The sequence below is a fragment of the Burkholderia sp. BCC1977 genome, from assembly GCF_905339595.1.
Classification (GTDB): domain Bacteria; phylum Pseudomonadota; class Gammaproteobacteria; order Burkholderiales; family Burkholderiaceae; genus Burkholderia.
In genome coordinates this window covers 44048-62587 of record NZ_CAJPGQ010000016.1, presented here as the reverse complement: position 1 = coordinate 62587, position 18540 = coordinate 44048, and the positions used below count along the sequence as shown (strand labels likewise).

Here is an 18540-nt window from a genome sequence, read left to right as displayed (position 1 = left end):
GACGTACGCGCCGCGCGCACGGCCGGCCGCCCGGCGCCCCGTCCGGGGCGCGTATTACTCCGCTCAGAACCGGTGAATGATCCCCGCGCCGAACGCGAACTGGTTGCCGGTCGACGATGGCGCGGCGTTGAAGCCGTCGCCCAGCGTCGCGGTCGCATCGACGATGCTGCCCGCGCCGCTCGTGCCGAGCGTCTTGCCCTTCGCGTGCTGATACGCTTCGAGCAGGTACAGCCCCGTGCGCTTCGACAACGAGTAGTACTGCGACAGGTTGAGCTGGTGATACTGCGCGCTGTCGGTGATGCCGTTCGCCTCGGTCGCGCGCGTGTACGCATAGCCCGCGCCGAAATCCCAGACCGCCGACGGCTTCCAGTGCAGCACCGCGCCGGCCGTGTTGAAGATCGCGGTATTGACGAACTTCGACGCCGAGCCCGGGATGTATTCGGTGTTGGTATACGTGGCCGTTGCATCCCACGCATCGCTGAACCGGTAGCTGAGGCCCACCGCGAATCGCTGCTGCGCCTTCGCGGTCTGGTAACCGTTCGTGAGCGCCGACACGCCGACCTGCGAGCCGCCGTTCGACGTCGTCGAACTCGTCCCCCACGTGCCGCCGGCCGTGTTCGAGTTGTTCACGCGCTCGAACGCGACGCCGACGCCGAGCGGGCCGGCCGCATACTGGACGCCGGTCGCCCACGTCGACCCGGCGTTCGTGCTGCCCGCCACGCCGCCGAGCGAATACGAGCCGCTCAGCGTCAGGCCATACCATTTCGGCGACGTGTACTCGAGCGTGTTGTTCGCGCGGTAGATCGTGTCGAGCCCGTCGACATCGCCCGGGTGCGCGCCGTAGTAGCCGGTGATCCAGGTCGTCGGGCTGAACGGCGACATCGTCTGGTAGTAAGACGCATATTGCCGGCCCGCGGTCAGCGTACCGTAGGCCGCATTGGTCAGCCCGACCCACGCCTGCCGCCCGAACATCGCATCGGTGTACTGCGCCGCGCCCGTGCCCGAGTTGAACCCCGATTCGAGCGTGAATATCGCCTTCGTGCCGCCGCCGAGGTCCTCCGCGCCCTTCAGGCCGAAACGGCTCCCGGCCCACACGCCCTGGTTCATCCTGACGACCGACTTGCCGCCGCTCGTCGAGCCGAGCGTCGTCGCGTTGCTCTGGTAGCCGATCCCGTTGTCGACGATCCCGTACAGCGTGACGCTGCTCTGCGCGAACGCCGGCGCGACCGCCGCCATCGCGACGCCGGTCGTCAGCGCCACGCGTAATGCCTGCTTCCTCATCGATCAGTCTCCTTCCTTGTCTTGTTGATTGGTTAATGCGCAGTCGGGTTGGCGATCCGCCGTCACCGGATCAGGGACGATACGCACGCCAGCCGTTGCCGCCCTTGCAGACGAGTTGCGAACCCTGTACCTGGCACTGCGCCTCGTAGCCCGGCGAGTACAGCCATTCGCCGGCCCAGTGCAGGTCGACGTACGGGTCGGCCGCCGGCGTCTCGGCGACGAAGTTCGCGGCGTCATCGGTGCTGCCGCTGCCCGTGTAGTGGGCGGTGGCCGGATACGGGAACACCGGGCGCGTGCGCGTCGTGTTGCCGTTCGCATCGACGATCGACGCGACGATCCGGCCGGGCGTCGCGCCCGTCTCGGTCCACGCCATCAGCGGCGTGAGGATGTCGAACACGTTCGGCCCTTGCCCACCGCCGCAGTGCGCGACGCCCGGGAACAGGTAGAAGCGTGCGAAGCGGTCGACCTTCGCGTCGCCCATGTCGTGCTTCATCGCTTCGTAGTACGCGATGCTCGAACGCGGCGAGATATGCTGGTCCTCCAGGCCGTGCCACAGCAGCAGCTTGCCGCCGCGGCCGGCGAAGGGGCTCAGGTCCGGATCGGTCGCGGCCAGGTAGTTCGACACCGGCACCGTCTTCGCGAATGCATCGAGCGTGAACTTCAGGTCGCCGATCGCCGCGGACGGATACGACGCGTTGTAGTAGTCGAGATAGCGCAGGAACGGCAGCACGAAGCCGACCGTGCCGCTCTGCGCGGTGGCGGTCGCCGGGACGAACAGGCTCCAGTTCAGCTCCGAGCCCCATTCGCGCGACACGAGCGGTTCGAGACGCATGCCGTTCGCGGCCGTCGCGCCGTCGTGAATCCGGCGCACGACGTCGGCTTCCTGCGGCGTCAGGCAGGTCGCGGTCGATTGCCCTTGCGCGCAAACGATCGTCGCGGGATCGAAATGGCACGCACGCGGGTTGTCGATCACGCCGTCGACCACCCCGTCGAGACCGTCGCACGCCTTCAGCACGGCCGCGTGCAGCATCGGCAGCTTGCCGGCGAGCAGGATCGCGTTGCCCGTCTTCGGGTCCGTGTTGACCGCGTTCGGCCACGCATGGTGGAAGGTGTTCTGCACGATCAGGTCATTGGCCGGTGCGCCGGCGGCGATCCCGTCGAAGTCGTCGGGGAAACGCTGCGCTTCCATCAGCGCCTCGCGGCCGCCGTCCGAACAGCCGTCGAAGTACGCATAACGCGCGGGCTGCGCATAGAACTTGCCGATGATCGCCTTCGCGACCTGCGCGGTCGCATGCTCGGCGCGATACGCGAAATCGAGCTTCGCCTTCGGGTCGAGCGCCCACGAGCCATCGTTGCCGCCTTCATGGCCCATGTCGGTCGCGGCCATCGCGATCGTCCCGTTCGTCACCGGCACGCAGGTCGACGCCATCGGCGCATTGACGGACAGGTTGCCGCACAAGCCGCCGCAGCCCGTCTGCAGATAGCGTTGCGTCCAGCCTTGCGTCGGCAACTGCAGTTCGAACAGCGACGCGCCCGGGCCGATCGTGCCTTTCACGTCGCAGACGGGCGCGGGCAGCGTGTTGCTGCCGACGACCGTGCCGGCCGGCAGCAGCACCGCCGACGTGATCGTGACGGTGCCGTCGGTCACGCCGCTCAGATCGAGCGCCGCGACCGACGGGCACGACATCGCCGGCATCACCGCCGGAAGATTCGCGAGGCCGCCGGTGCCAGCCGCGCTCGCCGCGCCCGGCCAGCCGGTCAGCGCCGCGCACAGCCACACGACGCCGATCGCCAGCACCCTCCGCACGCGTGCCGCGCGATGCCACGCGCGCACCATCCATCCTGCCCTGCAGTTCGTCTGCATGCCTGTCTCCTGTCTTTGTGTTTGATAGACCGCTCGTCCGGAACGGATGACGCGGCGACCTTGCGTTGATCCTTCGATACATCGGGCGAAGCGGATCGCCCTTCACCGCTTCATCAGCATAACTAAGCTCACCGCCCGAACCCGTTGCGAAGAACGCCGAATCCCATCTGATCCGTTTATCGGCTCCGGCGATCCGGCCTTAGGCAGGCTCCATCCCGTATTCACGCTTGACGCGGTCGGCCCGCGGCGACGCGAGAGACGCGAGGAACCGCGCGGCGGCCGCGCGATCGTGCGCGGTGCCGCATATCGCGGCGGCGAACACCGTCACCGCCTGAACCGCATCCGGCAGCGTGCCGGCGAGGTCGATGCCCGGCACGTGCAGCAGCTCGCTCAACTGCTGAAAGCCGAGCTCGACGTCGCCGGATGCGATCAACCTGCCCACCGGCACGCCCGGCGGCGCCTGCACGAGACGCGGCGCGATCGCGTCGGCGATGCCCCAGCGCGCGAACAGGCGATTCAGGTGCGTGCCGCTCGGGCCGGTCGAGTAACCGATCCGGCCTGCTCGCAGGATCGCGTCGCGCAGCGCCGTCTCGGTGCCGATGTCCGGCCGCGCCGCACCCGTCGGCACCGCGACCGCGATACCCGAACGCGCGACGTCCACGCGGCTGCCCGCATCGACATGACCGTCGGCCGCGAGCCGCTCGATCGCATCGGACGCGAGCACGACGAAATCGAACGGCTCGCCGCCGCGCACGCGCCGCGCGGCGTCGACGCCGCCGACCGACGTGATCGACACGCGTGCGCCCGTCTCGTGCTCGTAAGCGTCCGCGAGCCGCGCCAGCAGCGGCCGCGTCGCCATCGACGAAATGCCCGTGACGGTCACCGCCGTGCCCGGCGTCTGCGCCATCGTCGCCGCCTGCATCAGTCGATGTAGCGCAGGCCGGCCTGACGCAGCGGCTCACGCATGTCGTACATGTCGAGACCGAGCACGCCGGACGCCAGCTTCGCGCGCTTCGCCGCTTCGTTCGCCTCGCGCGCGACCGCCTTCTCGAGCACCTGCGCCGCACGCGCGGCCGGCACCGCGACCACGCCGTCGTCGTCCGCGACGATCACGTCGCCGGGATTGACGAGCGCGCCCGCGCACACCACCGGCACGTTCACCGAGCCGAGCGTCGCCTTGATCGTGCCTTTCGCCGAAATCGCCTTGCTCCAGACCGGGAACCGCATCGCCTCGAGCACCGCGACGTCGCGCACGCCGGCATCGATGATCAGCGCGTGCGCGCCGCGCGCCTTGAAGCTCGTCGCGAGCAGGTCGCCGAAATAGCCGTCGGTGCAATCCGCGGTGACCGCCGCGACGACCACGTCGCCCGGCCGGATCTGTTCGGCCGCGACATGCATCATCCAGTTGTCGCCCGGATGCAGCAGCACCGTGACGGCCGTGCCGGATGCCTGCGCACACGGATAGATCGGCCGCATGTACGGCTTCAGCAGCCCCGTGCGGCCCATCGCCTCATGCACCGTCGCCGAGCCGAGCGCGCCGAGCCGCGCGGCGACGTCCGGGTCCGCCCGGTGGATCGTGCGGTACACCACGCCGAGTTCAGTCATGATCACAGCCCCTTCGCTTTCAGTTGCGCATCCAGGCGCGGATACACGCGCCGGGCATTGCCTTCGTAGATCTTGTGACGCGCCGCCGCATCGAGCGACGCTGCCTCGATGTAGCGCTTCGTGTCGTCGTAGTAGTGACCGGTTTCGGGATCGATGCCGCGCACCGCGCCGATCATCTCGCTCGCGAACAGGATGTTGTCGACCGGAATCACGCCGGTCAGCAAGTCGATGCCGGGCTGGTGATAGACGCACGTATCGAAGAACACGTTGTTCAGCAGGTGGTCCTTCAGCAGCGGCTTCTTCAGCTCCTGCGCGAGCCCGCGAAAGCGTCCCCAGTGATACGGCACCGCGCCGCCGCCGTGCGGGATCACGAAGCGCAGCGTCGGGAAATCGCGGAACAGGTCGGAGGTCAGGCACTGCATGAAGGCCGTGGTGTCGGCGTTCAGGTAGTGCGCGCCGGTCGTGTGAAAGCACGCGTTGCAGCTCGTGCTCACGTGGATCATCGCGGGAATGTCGTACTCGACCATCTTCTCGTAGATCGGGTACCAGTAGCGGTCCGACAGCGGCGGGCTCGTCCAGTGACCGCCCGAAGGGTCGGGATTCAGGTTGATCGCGACGCAGCCGTATTCCTCGACGCAGCGCACGAGCTCCGGAATGCAGGTCGCGACATCGACGCCCGGGCTCTGCGGCAGCATCGCGGCCGGCACGAAATGATCGGGAAAGAGGCGCTGCACGCGATGGCACAGCGCGTTGCACACGGCCGCCCACGTGCTCGATACCGAGAAATCGCCGATGTGATGCGCCATGAAGCTCGCACGCGGGCTGAAGATCGTCAGGTCGAGGCCGCGCTCGCGCATCAGCCGCAGCTGGTTGTGCTCGATCGATTCGCGCAGTTCGTCGTCGCCGATGTCCAGCTCGGCCACCTTCGGCTGTTCGGACGGGCTGCCGATCGCCGCGACCTGGCGATTGCGCCACGCTTCCAGCGCCTTCGGCGCGGTGGTGTAGTGGCCGTGAATGTCGATGATCATTGATGCTCCTGCGTTTGATGATGTGTCCGGCACCCTGCCGACGACCGCGCCGGACGGCGGTGTGCGACGTGCGTCAGTGCGCCGGGTTTTCGAGTTCCCGCGGTTCGGGCTCGGCAGCCCGCTGCGTCGTCATGATCGCGATCGCGGCCAGCGTCGCGGGCACCGCGAGCATCGACAGGATCGCGTCGAACTTCCAGCCGACGCCGAGCAGCGCGCCGCCGATCGCCGAGCCGAAGATGCTGCCGAAGCGGCCCATCCCGAGCATCCAGCTCACGCCGGTTGCGCGTGCAACGGTCGGATAGCGTCCCGGCGCGTACGCGTTCAACCCCGTCTGCGCGCCGCTCATGCAGAAGCCGGCCGCGAACACCAGCAACGCGAGCGACGACGACAGCGCACCGGCCCACGCGAGCACGGCCACGCACAGCCCGCCGCCGAGATAAGCGGCGCCGATCACCGGCGCCGGCCGCACGCGGTCCATCAGCCAGCCCACGCCGATCGCGCCGATCGTGCCGCCGATCTGGAACATCGCGGTCACGTTCGCCGCCGTGCTGACGGACAGGCCCGCATCCTTGATCAGCGTCGGCAGCCAGCCGGTCAGCAGATAGATCACCAGCAGCCCCATGAAGTAGGTGATCCACAGCGACAGCGTCACGCGTCCATAGCCTTGCGAGAACAGCACGCCGATCGGCTTGCGCGTCGGCAGCGGCGGCTCGTTCGACACGAACGTCTCGTTGCCGCTGAATTGCCCGCCGCACACGCGGTTCAGCAGCGCGCCGACGCGTTGCGACGGTGCGCCGCGCACGGCCAGCAGCCGCGCCGATTCGGGCAGCAGCCACAGCTGCAGCGGGATCAGCAGCAGCGGCAGCGTGCCGCCGAACAGCAGCACCGAGCGCCAGCCGTGCAGCGGAATCAGCCAGCCGGCGACGAAACCGATCAGTGCCGAGCCGAGGTTGAAGCCGGTAAACATCACGGTGATCATCAGCGCGCGCATCCGCTGCGGGGCGTACTCCGACAGCAGCGTCGTCGTGTTCGGCATCGCCGCGCCGAGACCGATACCGGTCAGCAGCCGCAGCATCGCCATCTCGAACGGCGAGTGCGCGTGCGCGGTCGCGATCGTGAACACGCCGAACAGGAACACCGACGCGATCAGCACGCGCTTGCGCCCGAACCGGTCGGCGCTCGGGCCGGCCAGCAGCGCGCCGATCACGAGACCGATCGGCGCCGCGCTCATCACGAGGCCGAACTCCGGCCGCGAGATCGCCCAGTCGCGAATCACCGACGGCGCGACGAACCCCATGATCGCGACGTCCATCCCGTCGGCGATCACGACGAGGCAGCACAGCACGACCAGCAGCCACTGGTAGCGCGACACCGGCCGCTCGTCGATGAACGCCTTGATGTCGATTGTCTTTTCACTTGCCATCATGACTCTCCTGTCTCCTTGGCGACGATCGACCAATCGATTCGTCATCCTATTTATATGTCTCGATGCGATACGGAATTTCCGGTTTCGAAGGCGCCGCGATCCCGCGCGCGCCTGCGTCACGCGTTACGTGTTGCGCGGCTTGCCCGCGTCATCCCAGCCCAACGGCCCGGCGCTCTTGCCGGCCACCGAGTACAGCGCCCCCGGCGCGTTGCGCGTGCGCTGGAAATCCTCCAGCGATTCGCCGCGCATCGCCGCATAGATATGCAGGTTCGATACGCCCGTCACCGCGCCGAGCTTCTCCAGCAGGAAGAAGATCACGCCGTAGCGCAGCAGGCCGAGCCAGTCGCGCCGGCCGATCAGGTCGCGCTCCTCCGTGCTGAGGCCCGCGGCGTCGAAACTCGCCGCGGGGTCGCTCATGAACTGCGCGCGATGCGCGGGCTCGATCATCCGGTGCAGGTAGTCGTTGATCCGGTACGCGCGAACGGCCCGCTCGATCGTGAACGGATAGGTGCCCGGCAGTTGCTCGACGCCGGCGAGCTCGGCCGCCATCCGCTGCCGATGGCGTTCGGCCGCCGCCTCGTCGACGTCGGTGTCGGCCGGCTCGTAGACGGCCGTCGCGATGCCCGTCATCGACGGCAGGTAGTAGCTGCGGTGGCGGCACGCGACGCCCGCGGGCAGCGCGCCGCGCATCGTGAGCCACATCACGACCTCGGCCCCTTCGAAGCCGCCGAGCGTTGCGTATTCGGCGAGCGGCATGCCGGCCAGGCGCTCGGGGTCGCGCTCGAGCAGGTCGAGAAAGCGCGCGTCCCATTCGGGATTGTTGAAGCCCGAGCGTTCGCCGTGCACCTGGTGCGACAGCCCGCCGGTCGCGACGATCGCGACGCGCAGGTCCTCCGGATAACTCTCGATCGCACGCCGCAGCGCCTGACCGAGCCGGTAGAAGCGGCGCGCGGACGGTACCGGCAGCTGCAGCACACCCATCTGCAGCGGCACGAGCTGCACCGGCCAGTCGGGCCGGTGCGGGCACAGCACCGACAGCGGCGAGAAGCAGCCGTGATCGAGCGGCTTGTTCTGGAAGAACGACATGTCGAACTCGTCGGCCATCAGCGACTGGCCGATATGCGCGGCCAGCGCCGGATGGCCGGCGATCGGCGGCAGGTCGCGCGCGCCGCCGCCCTCGTCCGCCGGATGCCACTGCGGCCCGACGCCGAGCGAGAACGCCGAGTAGTGATCGAAGAAGAACGACGTCACGTGGTCGTTGTAGATGAACAGCAGCACGTCGGGACGCTTGTCGGCGAGCCACGCGGTCAGCGGCGCGAAGTTCTCGAAGATCGGTGCCCAGACGGGGTCGTCATGCTTGTTCTTGTCGAACGCGAACCCGATCGTGGGCGTGTGGGAGGCCGCGATGCCTCCGATAATCCGTGCCATGCCAAAACTCCTTCGTGATGCTCGAAGGCGGGCCGGCCGCGCCGTCCGCCACTGATTGAATGCGTGCGGGTTCGCTCGCTACGCGCGGCCGGGCGGCTGCGGCGCCAGGCTGCGCTTGACGACCAGCGCGAGCGGAACGGCGAACACGAAATGCGACATGAACCCGCCGATGATCACGTTCGGGTCGAAATAGTTCGGATGATTGCTCGACGCGATCATGATCAGCGCGTGCATCACGATCCACGCGACGATCGCGAAGAACAGCGCGACGAACGTCGCCTCGAAACCGCGCCGGCGAAACCACGGCCAGATCGCCGCGAACACGATGCCCCACGACAGCGCGAACGCGAAGTGGATCGCAGTGCCGATGAAGTACGCGCCGATGCCCAGCGCGTCCTGCGCGGCCTTGCCGAACACGAGCCCCGTCGCGTTGCGCGGAATGCCGGCGAGCGGCATCAGGTGCTGCGCGCCGACCCAGACGAGCGCCTCGTAGACCCAGATCAGCACCGCCCCCGCGAGGCCGCCGCGGATCCCCGCGCGTACCGTGTCGGCCAACGTCGTGCTGCCCGGCGCCGCGTCCGCCGATCCGCCTGCCCCGATGATGTGCTGCTGTCCCATTACGCTGCCTCGCTCGTGAATGCCGGCGCCGCGCGCCGCGCGACGTCCGTTGTGATCGGACGAACAATGAATCAGATGGCGGCCCGATGCGCCGGCAACCGCGTGCTTGCGGTCCCCGGGATCGAAATTACTCATTCGGTGGCCGTGCGAGACAGTCAAGGTAAACCCTTGAATTTCGACGAAGCGGCATGCCCGGCGAGCTTTGAGCCAGCATGCGGACCGCCCTGCCGATGCCCGGAACGCCCGCCGGATATGGCGCTCGCGCGTGGACGCGCGCCGGGTCGCAGGTCGGAACCCGTCTCCGCGTGATTCATCACCGATAAACAAAACAGATAGGCGGATAAGCACGACGCAAGCTCCGCCGCCGCCGTTCCGGTAAAGTCGGTCAACCCGCTTCGCCGCTGGCGCAGGCCGCGCAATTGCAAGCCTGTCATGCGCGCGCTCGCCGCCGCGGCGCCCACCGCCCGACCGACCCATGGACGACACCGAACTTCCGAACCTCGCCTGCCTGTACGCGGTGCAGCGTGTTGCCGAAACAGGCAGCGTGAGCCGGGCCGCCGCCACGCTGTTTCGCGCGCAGTCGGCCGTCACGCGCGCGGTGCAGGAACTCGAAACGGCCCTCGGCGAACCGCTGTTCGACCGCAAGCCGTCGGGCATGCTCGCGACGCCGGTCGGGCGCGCGGTGCTGAAACGCGGCGAGCGCGTGTTCGCCGAACTCGGCGCGCTCGCGAACTGGTGTGCGCTGCGGCAGTCGCGCCGCCGCGCATCGGTCGAAGGCGGCCTGCCCGCTTACCTGCTCAACACGCGGCGGCTCCAGCTGTTCTCGACGCTCGCGCGGCACCGGCACATGCCGAGCGCGGCGCGCACGCTCGGCGTCACGCAGCCGGCCGTCAGCAGCGCGATCCGGATTCTCGAGAGCGGCGCGGGTTTCGCACTGTTCCATCGTCATCCGCGCGGCCTGCTGCTGACGACCGACGGCGAGACGTTCCTGCTGCACGTGCGGCGCGCGCTGAACGAATTGCGGCACGTTGCCGACGACGTCGCCGCGCTGCACGGCAGCATCCAGGGTGTCGTGACCGTCGGCGCGCTGCCGCTCGGCCGCACGCTGATGCTGCCCGAAGCGGTCGCGCGCGTCGTCACGCGGTTCCCCAAGGTGCGTGTGATCACCGACGAAAGCGCGTACGAGGCGCTCGTCGCCGGCGTGCGCGCGGGCGACATCGACTTCATCCTCGGCGCGTTGCGCGCGAGCGATCCGGCGAGCGACCTCGAGAACGAGCGCCTGATGTCCGAGAACCTCGTCGTGCTCGCGCGGCACGATCACCCGCTCGCCGGCGTGCGCAATCTCGGGCTCGCGAGCCTCGCCGCCGCGCAATGGATCCTGCCGCGCAGCCATTCGCCCGCGCGCGGCCTGTTCGAATCGCTGTTCCGGCGCATGAAGCTGAAGCCGCCGATGCCGACGGTCGAGAGCGCCGACCTCGCGGTGATTCGCGGGCTGCTGCTGCACACCGACATGCTCGCGGTGCTGTCCGCGCAGCAGCTGCACTACGAATGCGAAGCGGGGCTGCTGGCCGTCCTCGACGTGCCGATGCGCGAAACGACCCGCGACATCGGCCTGATGACGCGCGCCGGCAGCCCGCCGTCGCCGGCCGCGCGTGCGTTGATCGACGCGCTTCGCATCGTCGCGACCGAGGTCGCGCGTACACCGCACGCCACCGCTGCTACCGCTACCGCTGCGCGATAAGGAAAGCGCATGGCTGTCGCGCCCGATTCGCATCGCGGCCGGCGCATCCGTTGCCCCACAATGCGATCAAACGTGGCTCGGCACCCGGCGCGACGCGCGACGCCGCCATCAGGCATCGCGATACCGCCCGGCCCGCCCGCGCATCCCCCTTTCGAGGAGCGACACGCATGATCGACCCGGCGATTGCCTTCATCGGTTTCGGCGAAGCCGGCGGCCTGCTCGGCGGCGCGCTGGCCGCCCGCGACGTGCGCGTGACGATGTACGACCGGCAGCTCGACGACGCCCGGTCGGCGCCCGCGATGCGCGACAAGGCCGCGCGCCTGCACGTCGAAGCCGCGTCGACGCTCGCCGCCGCGATCCGCGACGCACGCTGGATCGTGTCCGCCGTCACGGCATCGTCCGACGCGGAAGTCGCCGCGGCGGTCGCCACGCGCATCCGCCCGGGCCAGACCTTCATCGACATCAACTCGGTATCGCCCGCGCTGAAGCAGCACGGCCAGCGGCTCATCGAAGCCGTCGGCGGCCGCTACGTCGAAGCGGCCGTGATGGCGCCCGTGCCGCCGCACGGCCTCGCCGTGCCGATGCTGCTGGCCGGCCCGGCGGCCGAAGCGGTCGCGCGCGAGCTGAACGCACTCGGCTTCGCCGCGCAGGCCGTGTCGACCCGCGTCGGCGTGGCGTCGGCGGCCAAGATGTGCCGCAGCGTGATGATCAAGGGGATCGAGGCGCTGACCGTCGAATGCCTGGGTGCGGCCCGCGCATACGGCGCCGACGCGCTCGTGCTCGCATCGCTGCGGCAGACCCTCGACACGTTCGCGACGCTGCCCGACCTGCCCGGCTACCTGATCGGCCGCGTCGCCGAGCACGGCCGCCGGCGCGCGGCGGAAATGCGCGAAGTGTGCGACACGCTGCGCGAAGGCGGCGTCGCACCGGAGATGAGCGATGCATGTGCCCGCGTGCAGGATGCATTCGTCGACAGGATGGCCGCGCGCGGGCTCGATTACGACGCGCTGCTGCCGTTCGACTGGCGGCGGGTGCTCGACCGGCTGGATGACCGGCCGCCGTCGGAATCCGCACCCGGCGACTGACGCGCGCCCGCGGAACGCCCCTATCGCCGCGCCTGCGCCCCATGCGGCAGCGCCGGCGCGAACGCTGCGTCGATGAACCGGATCACGTCGTCGAGCGACGACGTGCACGTCGCACCCGCGGCGAGCTCCCGAAACGCGCCGTCCGGCCCGAGGCAGATGAGCGGCTTGCGCCAGCGCCGTGCCAGCGCGATCTCCTCGGCCGTCCCGTGCCCGCCGGGCAGCGCGACGATCAGGTCGCTGCTCAGCACGTTCACGTAGTTCCGGTTGACGGTATTCGGCGCGACGCCCGGTTCGCGGCGCGGCAGCGGCGTGAGGATCGGGATCTCGACGAACGGATGCGGGTAGCCGTCGAGCGGCACGAAGCCCGCGTGCGGATCGGCCTGCGTCGGCACGATGCCGATCGATCGGCCGGCCCGTTCCGGCACGCCGGTGAACGCGCGCGCGACCGCCTGCATCACGCCCTGGCCACCGCCCGTCAGCAGGTTGAAGCCGGCCTGCGCGAGCCATGTGCCGAGCGGCTCGGAAAACGCGCGCCACGGCTCCTTGCCCGAGCCCATCACGCCGATCGTTCGGTTGTTGCGTTGCATCGTGAATTCCGGTGATGAATCGTTGAATGGCATGGCGGCGTGGCGCCGGGTCACAGGTCACGAAACCCGGCCGCGCACCGCGCGTCGTCATTCGAGTTCGACACCCTTGAGCTCGGGGATCAGGAACAGCGTCGCGACCATGTCGAGCACGTAGAGGCCGGCGAGCAACGCGATCGCCGTCTGGAACGAGTAGCGCGCGGCCAGCGCGCCGACCGCCACCGGCCCGAAGCCGCCGACCGCGCGGCCGATATTCCACAGCACGTTCTGCGCGGTCGCGCGCGCGGCGGTCGGATAGCCTTCGGACATCAGCGTGCCGTAGCCGCCGACCATCCCGTTGACGCACATCCCCATCAGCGCACCGGCCCACAGCATCGCCGTCGGGTCCGACAGGCGCGCATAGGCGATGACCGTCACGACCGAGCCGAGCTGGTACAGCAGGAACGTCGGCTTGCGGCCGATGCGATCGGCGAGCTGCCCGAACGTCCACACGCCGATCATCATCCCGACGACGGTCGCCGCCGTCCACAGCCCCGACTTCGTCAGCGAGAAGCCCATCTGTTTCGACAGGAAGGTCGGCAGCCAGATCATGATCCCGTAGTAGCCGAAGTTCTGGACCGAACACAGGATCACGATGCCGAGACTCGTGCGCGCGGTGCGCGCGTCGGCGACGAGCATCCGGAACGCGTTGGCGCGCGGCTGCGTCGCGCGCTGCACGAAGACTTCCGGCTCGTGCAGCCGGTTGCGCAGCGCCCACGCGAGCAGCGCGGGCAGCACGCCGACCACGAACATCCCGCGCCAGCCGATATGACGCAGCAGCAGCGGCGTCAGCAGCGCGGCCAGCAGCACGCCGGCCTGCCAGCCGAGCGCGACGTAGCACGACACGCGCGCCCGCTTGCTCGCCGGCCACGCTTCGGCCGCGAGCGCCATGCCGATCCCGAACTCGCCGCCGAGACCGATGCCCGCGATGGTCCGATACACGAGCAGATCCCGGAAGCCCTGCGCGAACGCACACAGGCCGGTGAACACCGCGAACAGCATGATCGTCCAGGTCAGCACACGCACGCGGCCGTAGCGGTCGCTCAGGGCACCGAACAGAATGCCGCCCGCGACGGCGCCGATCAGCGTCCACGTGACGAGCGCGCCGCCCTGCCCGGGCGTCAGTTGCAAAGCCGCGGTGATCGCCGGCAGCATGAAGCCGAGGATCAGCAGGTCGAAGCCGTCCATCGCGTAGCCGATCGCCGAGCCGGCCAGCGCCTTCCACGCGTACGCCCCGACCTGCTCCGCGCGCGGCGCCGCCGGATCGCCGAGCGCCGAAGATTTCATGTTTGCTGCCATGGTGTCCTGCCGGAAATGTCCGGGCGACATTCTAAAGCCTGTTCCCGCGCAAGACGGGCCGGCGCGCGGGCGCACGCGGAAAGCGCCGCGCTGCCCGCTTCCGGGAACGGAAGCAGGCAGCGGCGGTAATGAATTTGAAAGATGTTGAAGCCGGCGATCGCGCAATCAGGCGGGACACCGAAAGAAAGGGATGAAGCGGGGGTTGCGTGGCCGGCGTCGCAGGTTGAATGGCACCGGCGGCACCAGCGCGGTGCCGGTGCGGTGCTGCCTCAGCCCTGATCGTCCCCGGGCCACCAGGTCTTGGCCTCGCGGTCGACGAGCAGCGTATCGAGATCCCGGCCTTCGAGCCATTTGGGTCGCGGGCCGCGGCCCGACCACGAGCGGCCGGTCGTCGGATCGTAATACTTGGCGGGCGCCTTGCGTTTTCGCTGGACGATGTAGCCGAGGGCGCTCAGCACTTCCTGCTGCGTGATGCCCAACAGCTCGACCTGCTGCTTGAATGCCGCGAGTGCGGCTTGCTTCTCCTTCTGCTTGGCTTCCGACAGCTTGATGTTCAGGTCCCGAAGTTGTGCTTCGAGTTCCTGCAGGGCCTGGGTCATGTATTCATCCTCTTTGGGCATGTTTTTATTCAAAAAAACTCCGATGGCCGAACCTATCACGAAGTTCCGCCAATCTGTGTTGCGATATGTGACTTGTTTGCCTGGACCTGCAAGTCGTCGAACTGTGCCGCAAGCAACGCCACCGTCGAAAGCCGCACGGCATCGGCACGCAACACGTGACGCGCCGCGTTCGAACGCGCGGCGAGCCGTCGGCGGCGACCGCCTCGCCACCGGGCGCCGCCCCCTGGCACAGGCGCGGCATGGCGCGAATGATAGCAGTGCGCATCCGTCATGTTTGAGGACTTTTGCGGTCCGGCGCACACTCGCCGGCTTTGGCTGGCGAGCGTCGGCGCCGGCGCGGCGGTTTACGTGCGAAAGCTGCACCCGTCCCACGCGATCCGCGCGAACAGCGCATGCAGCTTCGCGCCGCGGGCGGCGTTCAGCGCGCTTGCATGGGCCACGCGTCCGGCCAGATGTCCGCGGAAATCCGGGTGCGCGGCGCGATTCTGCGACGCCGGTCCGTGGCGGATGCAGTTGGTCAGGATGGCCTTCAGGACATCGAACTCGTCGCGCGCCAGATTCGGATGACGATTGACGACCACGCCGGCCAGTTGCTGCCGCACGCCGCGCCGCATCACGCGCGTCTTGCGCAGCTGCAGCGCGAAGCCTTCCTCGAGGGCGATCGCGGCGACCCTCGCCTGCAGCCGCTCGGCCTCGCGTGCGAGCGCACCGCCGCCCGAGAACGCGAGATCGTCCGCATAGCGCGTGTAGGTCGCGTCGAGCGAACGCGCGAGCGCGGCGAGCCGCATGTCGAGGCGGAACGCGCACAGGTTCGCCAGCGCCGGCGAGGTCGGCGCGCCCTGCGGCAGGTGGCGGTTGCGGTAGCGCTGGCGGCCGGTCCAGTCGAACCGGTCGCGCAGGTCGGGCGCGAGCAGCCGTGCCGACGGCACTCGGTTGGTGCACAGCGCGGTCAGCGTCCGCGCGACTTCGGCCGGATACCCGAGCGTCGTGAACAGCGCATGGACCCGCGCCGCACGCACCGACACGAAGAAGTCCGCGAGATCGAAACGGACGACGACGTCGCGATCCGCATGCGGCGCGGCGAACGACACGATCCCGCGCCCCTTGCGAAAACCGTGTGCCGCGTCGTGCGGCGGAATCCGGTCGAGCAGCCCGTGCAGGATGCGGCGCTGCGCGTCGCGCAGCCGGCCCTTCGGGATCTCGATCAGGCGGCAGCCGCCGCGACGCTTGTCGTAGCCCGCGTAGGTGTAGTGATGCAGCGGCGAGTCGCTGCCGCGCGCGTCGACGCGCCAGCGGTCGGACAGCCAGTCGAGTTCGGGCGCACTCATGCCGAGCCAGCTCGCGAGGTCGCCGCACGTCGGCCATTGCGGCACGTCGACGCCGGCGAGCCGCGGCGGCAACGGCCGCTGAACCGGCGGCCGGCGCACGATGCGCATCGCGACCGGCCGGTGATTGCCGTACCACGCGACCATGAAGGCCGGCGTATCGGCCAGCGCGCTGGCCAGCAGATCGGTATCGACGTCGGTCCAGTGCGCGCCGAAGTGCGCGATCGCGTGATCCGCGAGTTCGTTCACCCACGGCGGTGCGGCACCGAGCACGGTCGCGATGCGCTCGAGCAGGCCGCCGCGGTCGGGCGGGCCGGCCAGCATCGCTTCGGCAATCATGCGGGCTATATCGAAGCGGGACGCGTGCATGGAGAAGAATGGGCGGGACGATGAGTCAACGTGACAGGTGCTGCGAGAGCAGTCGTTGCGCAACGCGCAACCTGCGCTCTTGCGACGCATCGGGGTGTCGGTCTCATCCACGGGGTAGCCCCGTAGTCCTGGAACATCGACTGCCTGCTCCGGGGGTGTGCTTGACCCACCGCCCCGCGACGCGACTTTAAAGGCCCGGCGCGCGCGGTGTCAAATGGCGGGACGCGCGCGACGCTCACGCGCGCCGCGCGAACAGCGCGCACGCCTGCGCGTGATCGAACCCGATACGAAGACGTGTCAGCATGGGCCCGCTCTTGCTCTCGTGATTTTTCGAATGCGTCAGGGCAGGCGATCCGGACGCACCGCCCTGCGGCCCCGACGCTTCCTGCCAAACGGGAATGTTGCGCAGTGTCGCGTCTTTCCATGCACGGGCGATGGCCGCTGCCGCGCGTTGCGGCCGCACGGCACGCGCCGCGTTTACGGCAGCGGCGGCGCGTCGCGCAACACGGCTTGCAGCCCGGTCGCGAACGGCGTCGCATGGTCGATCCCGAGCGCGCGCACGCGCGATGCATCCAGATGGCAATCGTACGGTCGCGGCGTCGCATCGGCCGGCGTGTCGATCCGCGCGAGCGCCGCGTCGATGCCGAACGCGGCCGCGATCCGTTGCGCGATGTCGTATTTCGTCATCGGTTCCTCGCCCGACCAATGACGGATGCCCGTGACGGGCGAGCCCGCGAGCTGGCGCCGCGTCAGGTCGCGGATGACCGCCGCGACGTCGGGTGTGTAGGTCGGATAGCGGATCGCCCACGCGTCCATGCCGACCGCGTCCGCGCCCGGTCGTGCGGACGCGACGATCGCCGGCACGAGGCTCGTGACGGCCGACTCGCGCCAGTCGACGATCGGGCCGTAGAGCAACGGCAGGCGCAGCACGCAGGCCAGCGGCGATGCGGCGAGCAACGCGGCCTCGCCTTCCAGCTTGGTGCGGCCGTAGATGTTCAGCGGGTTCGGCGTGGCGTCTTCGCGGTACGGTGCGGCCTGGCCGTCGAACACGTAGTCGGTGGAGATGCCGAGCGTCCACGCGCCGTAGCGTGCGGCGAGCGCGCCGATGCGGGCCGGCGCGTCGACGTTGATCGCGCGCGCGGCGGCGGGGTCGCGTTCGCAGACGTCCGGGCGGCGTTCGGCAGCGCAGATGATCACGGCGGCCGGGCGGCAGGTGTCGAACAGACATTCGAGCGCCGGCTGATCGAGGACGTCGAGCCGGGCGACGTTTTCCGGCGGCAACGCCAGGCGCCGTGCGCCCGCGGTGTCCGGGTTCCGGATGGTCGCGACGAGCGTCAGCGACGATTCGCGGGACAGCGATGCGGCAACCGCACGGCCGAGCAGGCCGGACGCGCCGATGAGAAGAATGGTCGGATGCGACACGGTAGCCAACGATGAACGGGGATGAGGGCCCCCAATCTATCCGAGAACACGCGGCCGATGTCGATTTCGATCGCACGTCGACGACGTGCGGATGATGAAACAAGGCCCGGTGCGCGATTGCGCGCACCGGGCCCGTCGTGCGGCGCGAAGTCTCGCGCCCGCTTGTCTCGCGCCCGCTTACTTCCGGTCGAACGAATACCGCCCCGGTCCGCTCACCGCGAGCAACAGCAGCCCGCCGATGATGCTGATGTTCTTGTAGAAGTTGATCATCGCGAGGTACTGATCCATGCCCTGCAGCGCCCAGTAGCGATGCCCGATCAACGCGGTCGCGAGCGTGTAGACCGCGAACACCAGCGCGAGCGGACGCGTATAGAACCCGACCGCGATCAGCGCACCGCCGACCAGCTCGACCGCCACCGCGATCACCGCCGACAGCTCGGGCGACGGCGCACCCGTCGACGCCATGTACGCGACCGTGCCCGAGAAACCGTTCAGCTTCTGCCAGCCGAACAGCACGAACAGGATCATCATCAGCACGCGAGCCGCCAACAGCAGCTCGTCCTTCTTCGACTCCAGCGAAACGTAACGCATAGCAATCACCTTGATTTGACGGTTTGACGCATTCGGTGCCGACGTTCGCCGCAACGGCAACCCACGGATCGACAACGAACCCGCCTCGCACGATCGAACCGCGGGCCGGCCGGCCCGCTGCCGAAGAATCCGCCCGGTCGCGCCGTCGTGGCGCGCTGCGGAGCGGTTCTGGCGAAGCACGGGTGCAGTCTACTGTCTCACCAAGAATCATCAAT

At 69.0% G+C, this 18540-nt stretch carries 17 protein-coding genes; 2 read left to right on the top strand and 15 right to left on the bottom strand.

Annotated elements, in window-relative coordinates; genetic code table 11:
* Positions 1-63: 63 nt before the first annotated feature.
* The 9 genes from U5771_RS15705 to U5771_RS15665 form a co-directional block, all read right to left on the bottom strand.
* Entirely contained in the window at positions 64-1281 is a 1218-nt protein-coding gene (locus U5771_RS15705; protein WP_322024822.1) for a porin, read from the bottom strand.
* A gap of 70 nt (positions 1282-1351) precedes the next feature.
* The gene (locus tag U5771_RS15700) at positions 1352-3145 is read right to left on the bottom strand and encodes a tannase/feruloyl esterase family alpha/beta hydrolase (RefSeq protein ID WP_322024821.1); all 1794 of its coding nucleotides are present in this window, start codon (positions 3143-3145) and stop codon (positions 1352-1354) included.
* Positions 3146-3344: 199 nt separating this feature from the next.
* Positions 3345-4052 carry a substrate-binding domain-containing protein gene (locus U5771_RS15695; RefSeq protein WP_322024820.1) on the bottom strand — a complete coding sequence of 236 codons (708 nt, stop codon included), beginning with the start codon at positions 4050-4052 and terminating at the stop codon, positions 3345-3347.
* 14 nt (positions 4053-4066) lie between these two features.
* Complete coding sequence (gene ligK, locus U5771_RS15690; RefSeq protein WP_322024819.1) at positions 4067-4750, bottom strand: 4-carboxy-4-hydroxy-2-oxoadipate aldolase/oxaloacetate decarboxylase; 684 nt, start codon at positions 4748-4750, stop codon at positions 4067-4069.
* Between the two features lie 2 nt (positions 4751-4752).
* A complete protein-coding gene (locus U5771_RS15685) occupies positions 4753-5778 on the bottom strand; it encodes an amidohydrolase family protein (protein ID WP_322024818.1) in 1026 nt (341 codons plus the stop codon).
* A 73-nt stretch (positions 5779-5851) separates the two neighbouring features.
* A complete protein-coding gene (locus tag U5771_RS15680; protein ID WP_322024877.1) occupies positions 5852-7201 on the bottom strand; it encodes an aromatic acid/H+ symport family MFS transporter in 1350 nt (449 codons plus the stop codon).
* Between the two features lie 126 nt (positions 7202-7327).
* Entirely contained in the window at positions 7328-8632 is a 1305-nt protein-coding gene (locus U5771_RS15675) for a gallate dioxygenase (RefSeq protein ID WP_322024817.1), read from the bottom strand.
* 78 nt (positions 8633-8710) lie between these two features.
* A complete protein-coding gene (locus tag U5771_RS15670) occupies positions 8711-9250 on the bottom strand; it encodes a hypothetical protein (protein ID WP_322024816.1) in 540 nt (179 codons plus the stop codon).
* A 155-nt stretch (positions 9251-9405) separates the two neighbouring features.
* Positions 9406-9684, bottom strand: coding sequence for a hypothetical protein (locus U5771_RS15665; RefSeq protein WP_322024815.1), 279 nt, complete (start codon positions 9682-9684; stop codon positions 9406-9408).
* 41 nt (positions 9685-9725) lie between these two features.
* Here U5771_RS15665 and U5771_RS15660 point away from each other — a divergent pair, with 41 nt between their 5' ends.
* Positions 9726-10991: a LysR family transcriptional regulator gene (locus tag U5771_RS15660; RefSeq protein ID WP_322024814.1), complete on the top strand. Its 1266-nt coding sequence runs from the start codon at positions 9726-9728 to the stop codon at positions 10989-10991.
* Between the two features lie 167 nt (positions 10992-11158).
* Positions 11159-12076, top strand: a complete 918-nt coding sequence (locus U5771_RS15655; RefSeq protein WP_322024813.1) for an NAD(P)-dependent oxidoreductase — start codon at positions 11159-11161, stop codon at positions 12074-12076.
* 20 nt (positions 12077-12096) lie between these two features.
* On the opposite strand, the gene U5771_RS15650 is transcribed toward U5771_RS15655, so the two are convergent.
* The 6 genes from U5771_RS15650 to U5771_RS15625 all read right to left on the bottom strand — a co-directional run bounded on the left by U5771_RS15650 (position 12097) and on the right by U5771_RS15625 (position 18325).
* Entirely contained in the window at positions 12097-12663 is a 567-nt protein-coding gene (locus tag U5771_RS15650; protein WP_322024812.1) for a DNA-binding protein, read from the bottom strand.
* Between the two features lie 87 nt (positions 12664-12750).
* The gene (locus U5771_RS15645) at positions 12751-13998 is read right to left on the bottom strand and encodes an MFS transporter (protein WP_322024811.1); all 1248 of its coding nucleotides are present in this window, start codon (positions 13996-13998) and stop codon (positions 12751-12753) included.
* Positions 13999-14267: 269 nt separating this feature from the next.
* Positions 14268-14597, bottom strand: a complete 330-nt coding sequence (locus U5771_RS15640; protein ID WP_322024810.1) for an H-NS histone family protein — start codon at positions 14595-14597, stop codon at positions 14268-14270.
* A 365-nt stretch (positions 14598-14962) separates the two neighbouring features.
* Positions 14963-16312, bottom strand: coding sequence for a reverse transcriptase family protein (locus U5771_RS15635; protein WP_322024809.1), 1350 nt, complete (start codon positions 16310-16312; stop codon positions 14963-14965).
* Between the two features lie 477 nt (positions 16313-16789).
* Complete coding sequence (locus U5771_RS15630) at positions 16790-17734, bottom strand: SDR family oxidoreductase (protein ID WP_322024808.1); 945 nt, start codon at positions 17732-17734, stop codon at positions 16790-16792.
* 177 nt (positions 17735-17911) lie between these two features.
* Positions 17912-18325: a DoxX family protein gene (locus tag U5771_RS15625; RefSeq protein ID WP_059449243.1), complete on the bottom strand. Its 414-nt coding sequence runs from the start codon at positions 18323-18325 to the stop codon at positions 17912-17914.
* Positions 18326-18540 lie beyond the last annotated feature (215 nt).

What these genes read in the sequence shown, in the direction of transcription:
- U5771_RS15705 (WP_322024822.1), bottom strand. Translation starts at nt 1,281, where the DNA reads ATGAGGAAGCAGGCATTACGCGTGGCGCTGACGACCGGCGTCGCGATG.
- U5771_RS15700 (WP_322024821.1), bottom strand. Translation starts at nt 3,145, where the DNA reads ATGCAGACGAACTGCAGGGCAGGATGGATGGTGCGCGCGTGGCATCGC.
- U5771_RS15695 (WP_322024820.1), bottom strand. Translation starts at nt 4,052, where the DNA reads ATGGCGCAGACGCCGGGCACGGCGGTGACCGTCACGGGCATTTCGTCG.
- ligK (WP_322024819.1), bottom strand. Translation starts at nt 4,750, where the DNA reads ATGACTGAACTCGGCGTGGTGTACCGCACGATCCACCGGGCGGACCCG.
- U5771_RS15685 (WP_322024818.1), bottom strand. Translation starts at nt 5,778, where the DNA reads ATGATCATCGACATTCACGGCCACTACACCACCGCGCCGAAGGCGCTG.
- U5771_RS15680 (WP_322024877.1), bottom strand. Translation starts at nt 7,201, where the DNA reads ATGGCAAGTGAAAAGACAATCGACATCAAGGCGTTCATCGACGAGCGG.
- U5771_RS15675 (WP_322024817.1), bottom strand. Translation starts at nt 8,632, where the DNA reads ATGGCACGGATTATCGGAGGCATCGCGGCCTCCCACACGCCCACGATC.
- U5771_RS15670 (WP_322024816.1), bottom strand. Translation starts at nt 9,250, where the DNA reads ATGGGACAGCAGCACATCATCGGGGCAGGCGGATCGGCGGACGCGGCG.
- U5771_RS15665 (WP_322024815.1), bottom strand. Translation starts at nt 9,684, where the DNA reads ATGACAGGCTTGCAATTGCGCGGCCTGCGCCAGCGGCGAAGCGGGTTG.
- U5771_RS15660 (WP_322024814.1), top strand. Translation starts at nt 9,726, where the DNA reads ATGGACGACACCGAACTTCCGAACCTCGCCTGCCTGTACGCGGTGCAG.
- U5771_RS15655 (WP_322024813.1), top strand. Translation starts at nt 11,159, where the DNA reads ATGATCGACCCGGCGATTGCCTTCATCGGTTTCGGCGAAGCCGGCGGC.
- U5771_RS15650 (WP_322024812.1), bottom strand. Translation starts at nt 12,663, where the DNA reads ATGCAACGCAACAACCGAACGATCGGCGTGATGGGCTCGGGCAAGGAG.
- U5771_RS15645 (WP_322024811.1), bottom strand. Translation starts at nt 13,998, where the DNA reads ATGGCAGCAAACATGAAATCTTCGGCGCTCGGCGATCCGGCGGCGCCG.
- U5771_RS15640 (WP_322024810.1), bottom strand. Translation starts at nt 14,597, where the DNA reads ATGACCCAGGCCCTGCAGGAACTCGAAGCACAACTTCGGGACCTGAAC.
- U5771_RS15635 (WP_322024809.1), bottom strand. Translation starts at nt 16,312, where the DNA reads ATGCACGCGTCCCGCTTCGATATAGCCCGCATGATTGCCGAAGCGATG.
- U5771_RS15625 (WP_059449243.1), bottom strand. Translation starts at nt 18,325, where the DNA reads ATGCGTTACGTTTCGCTGGAGTCGAAGAAGGACGAGCTGCTGTTGGCG.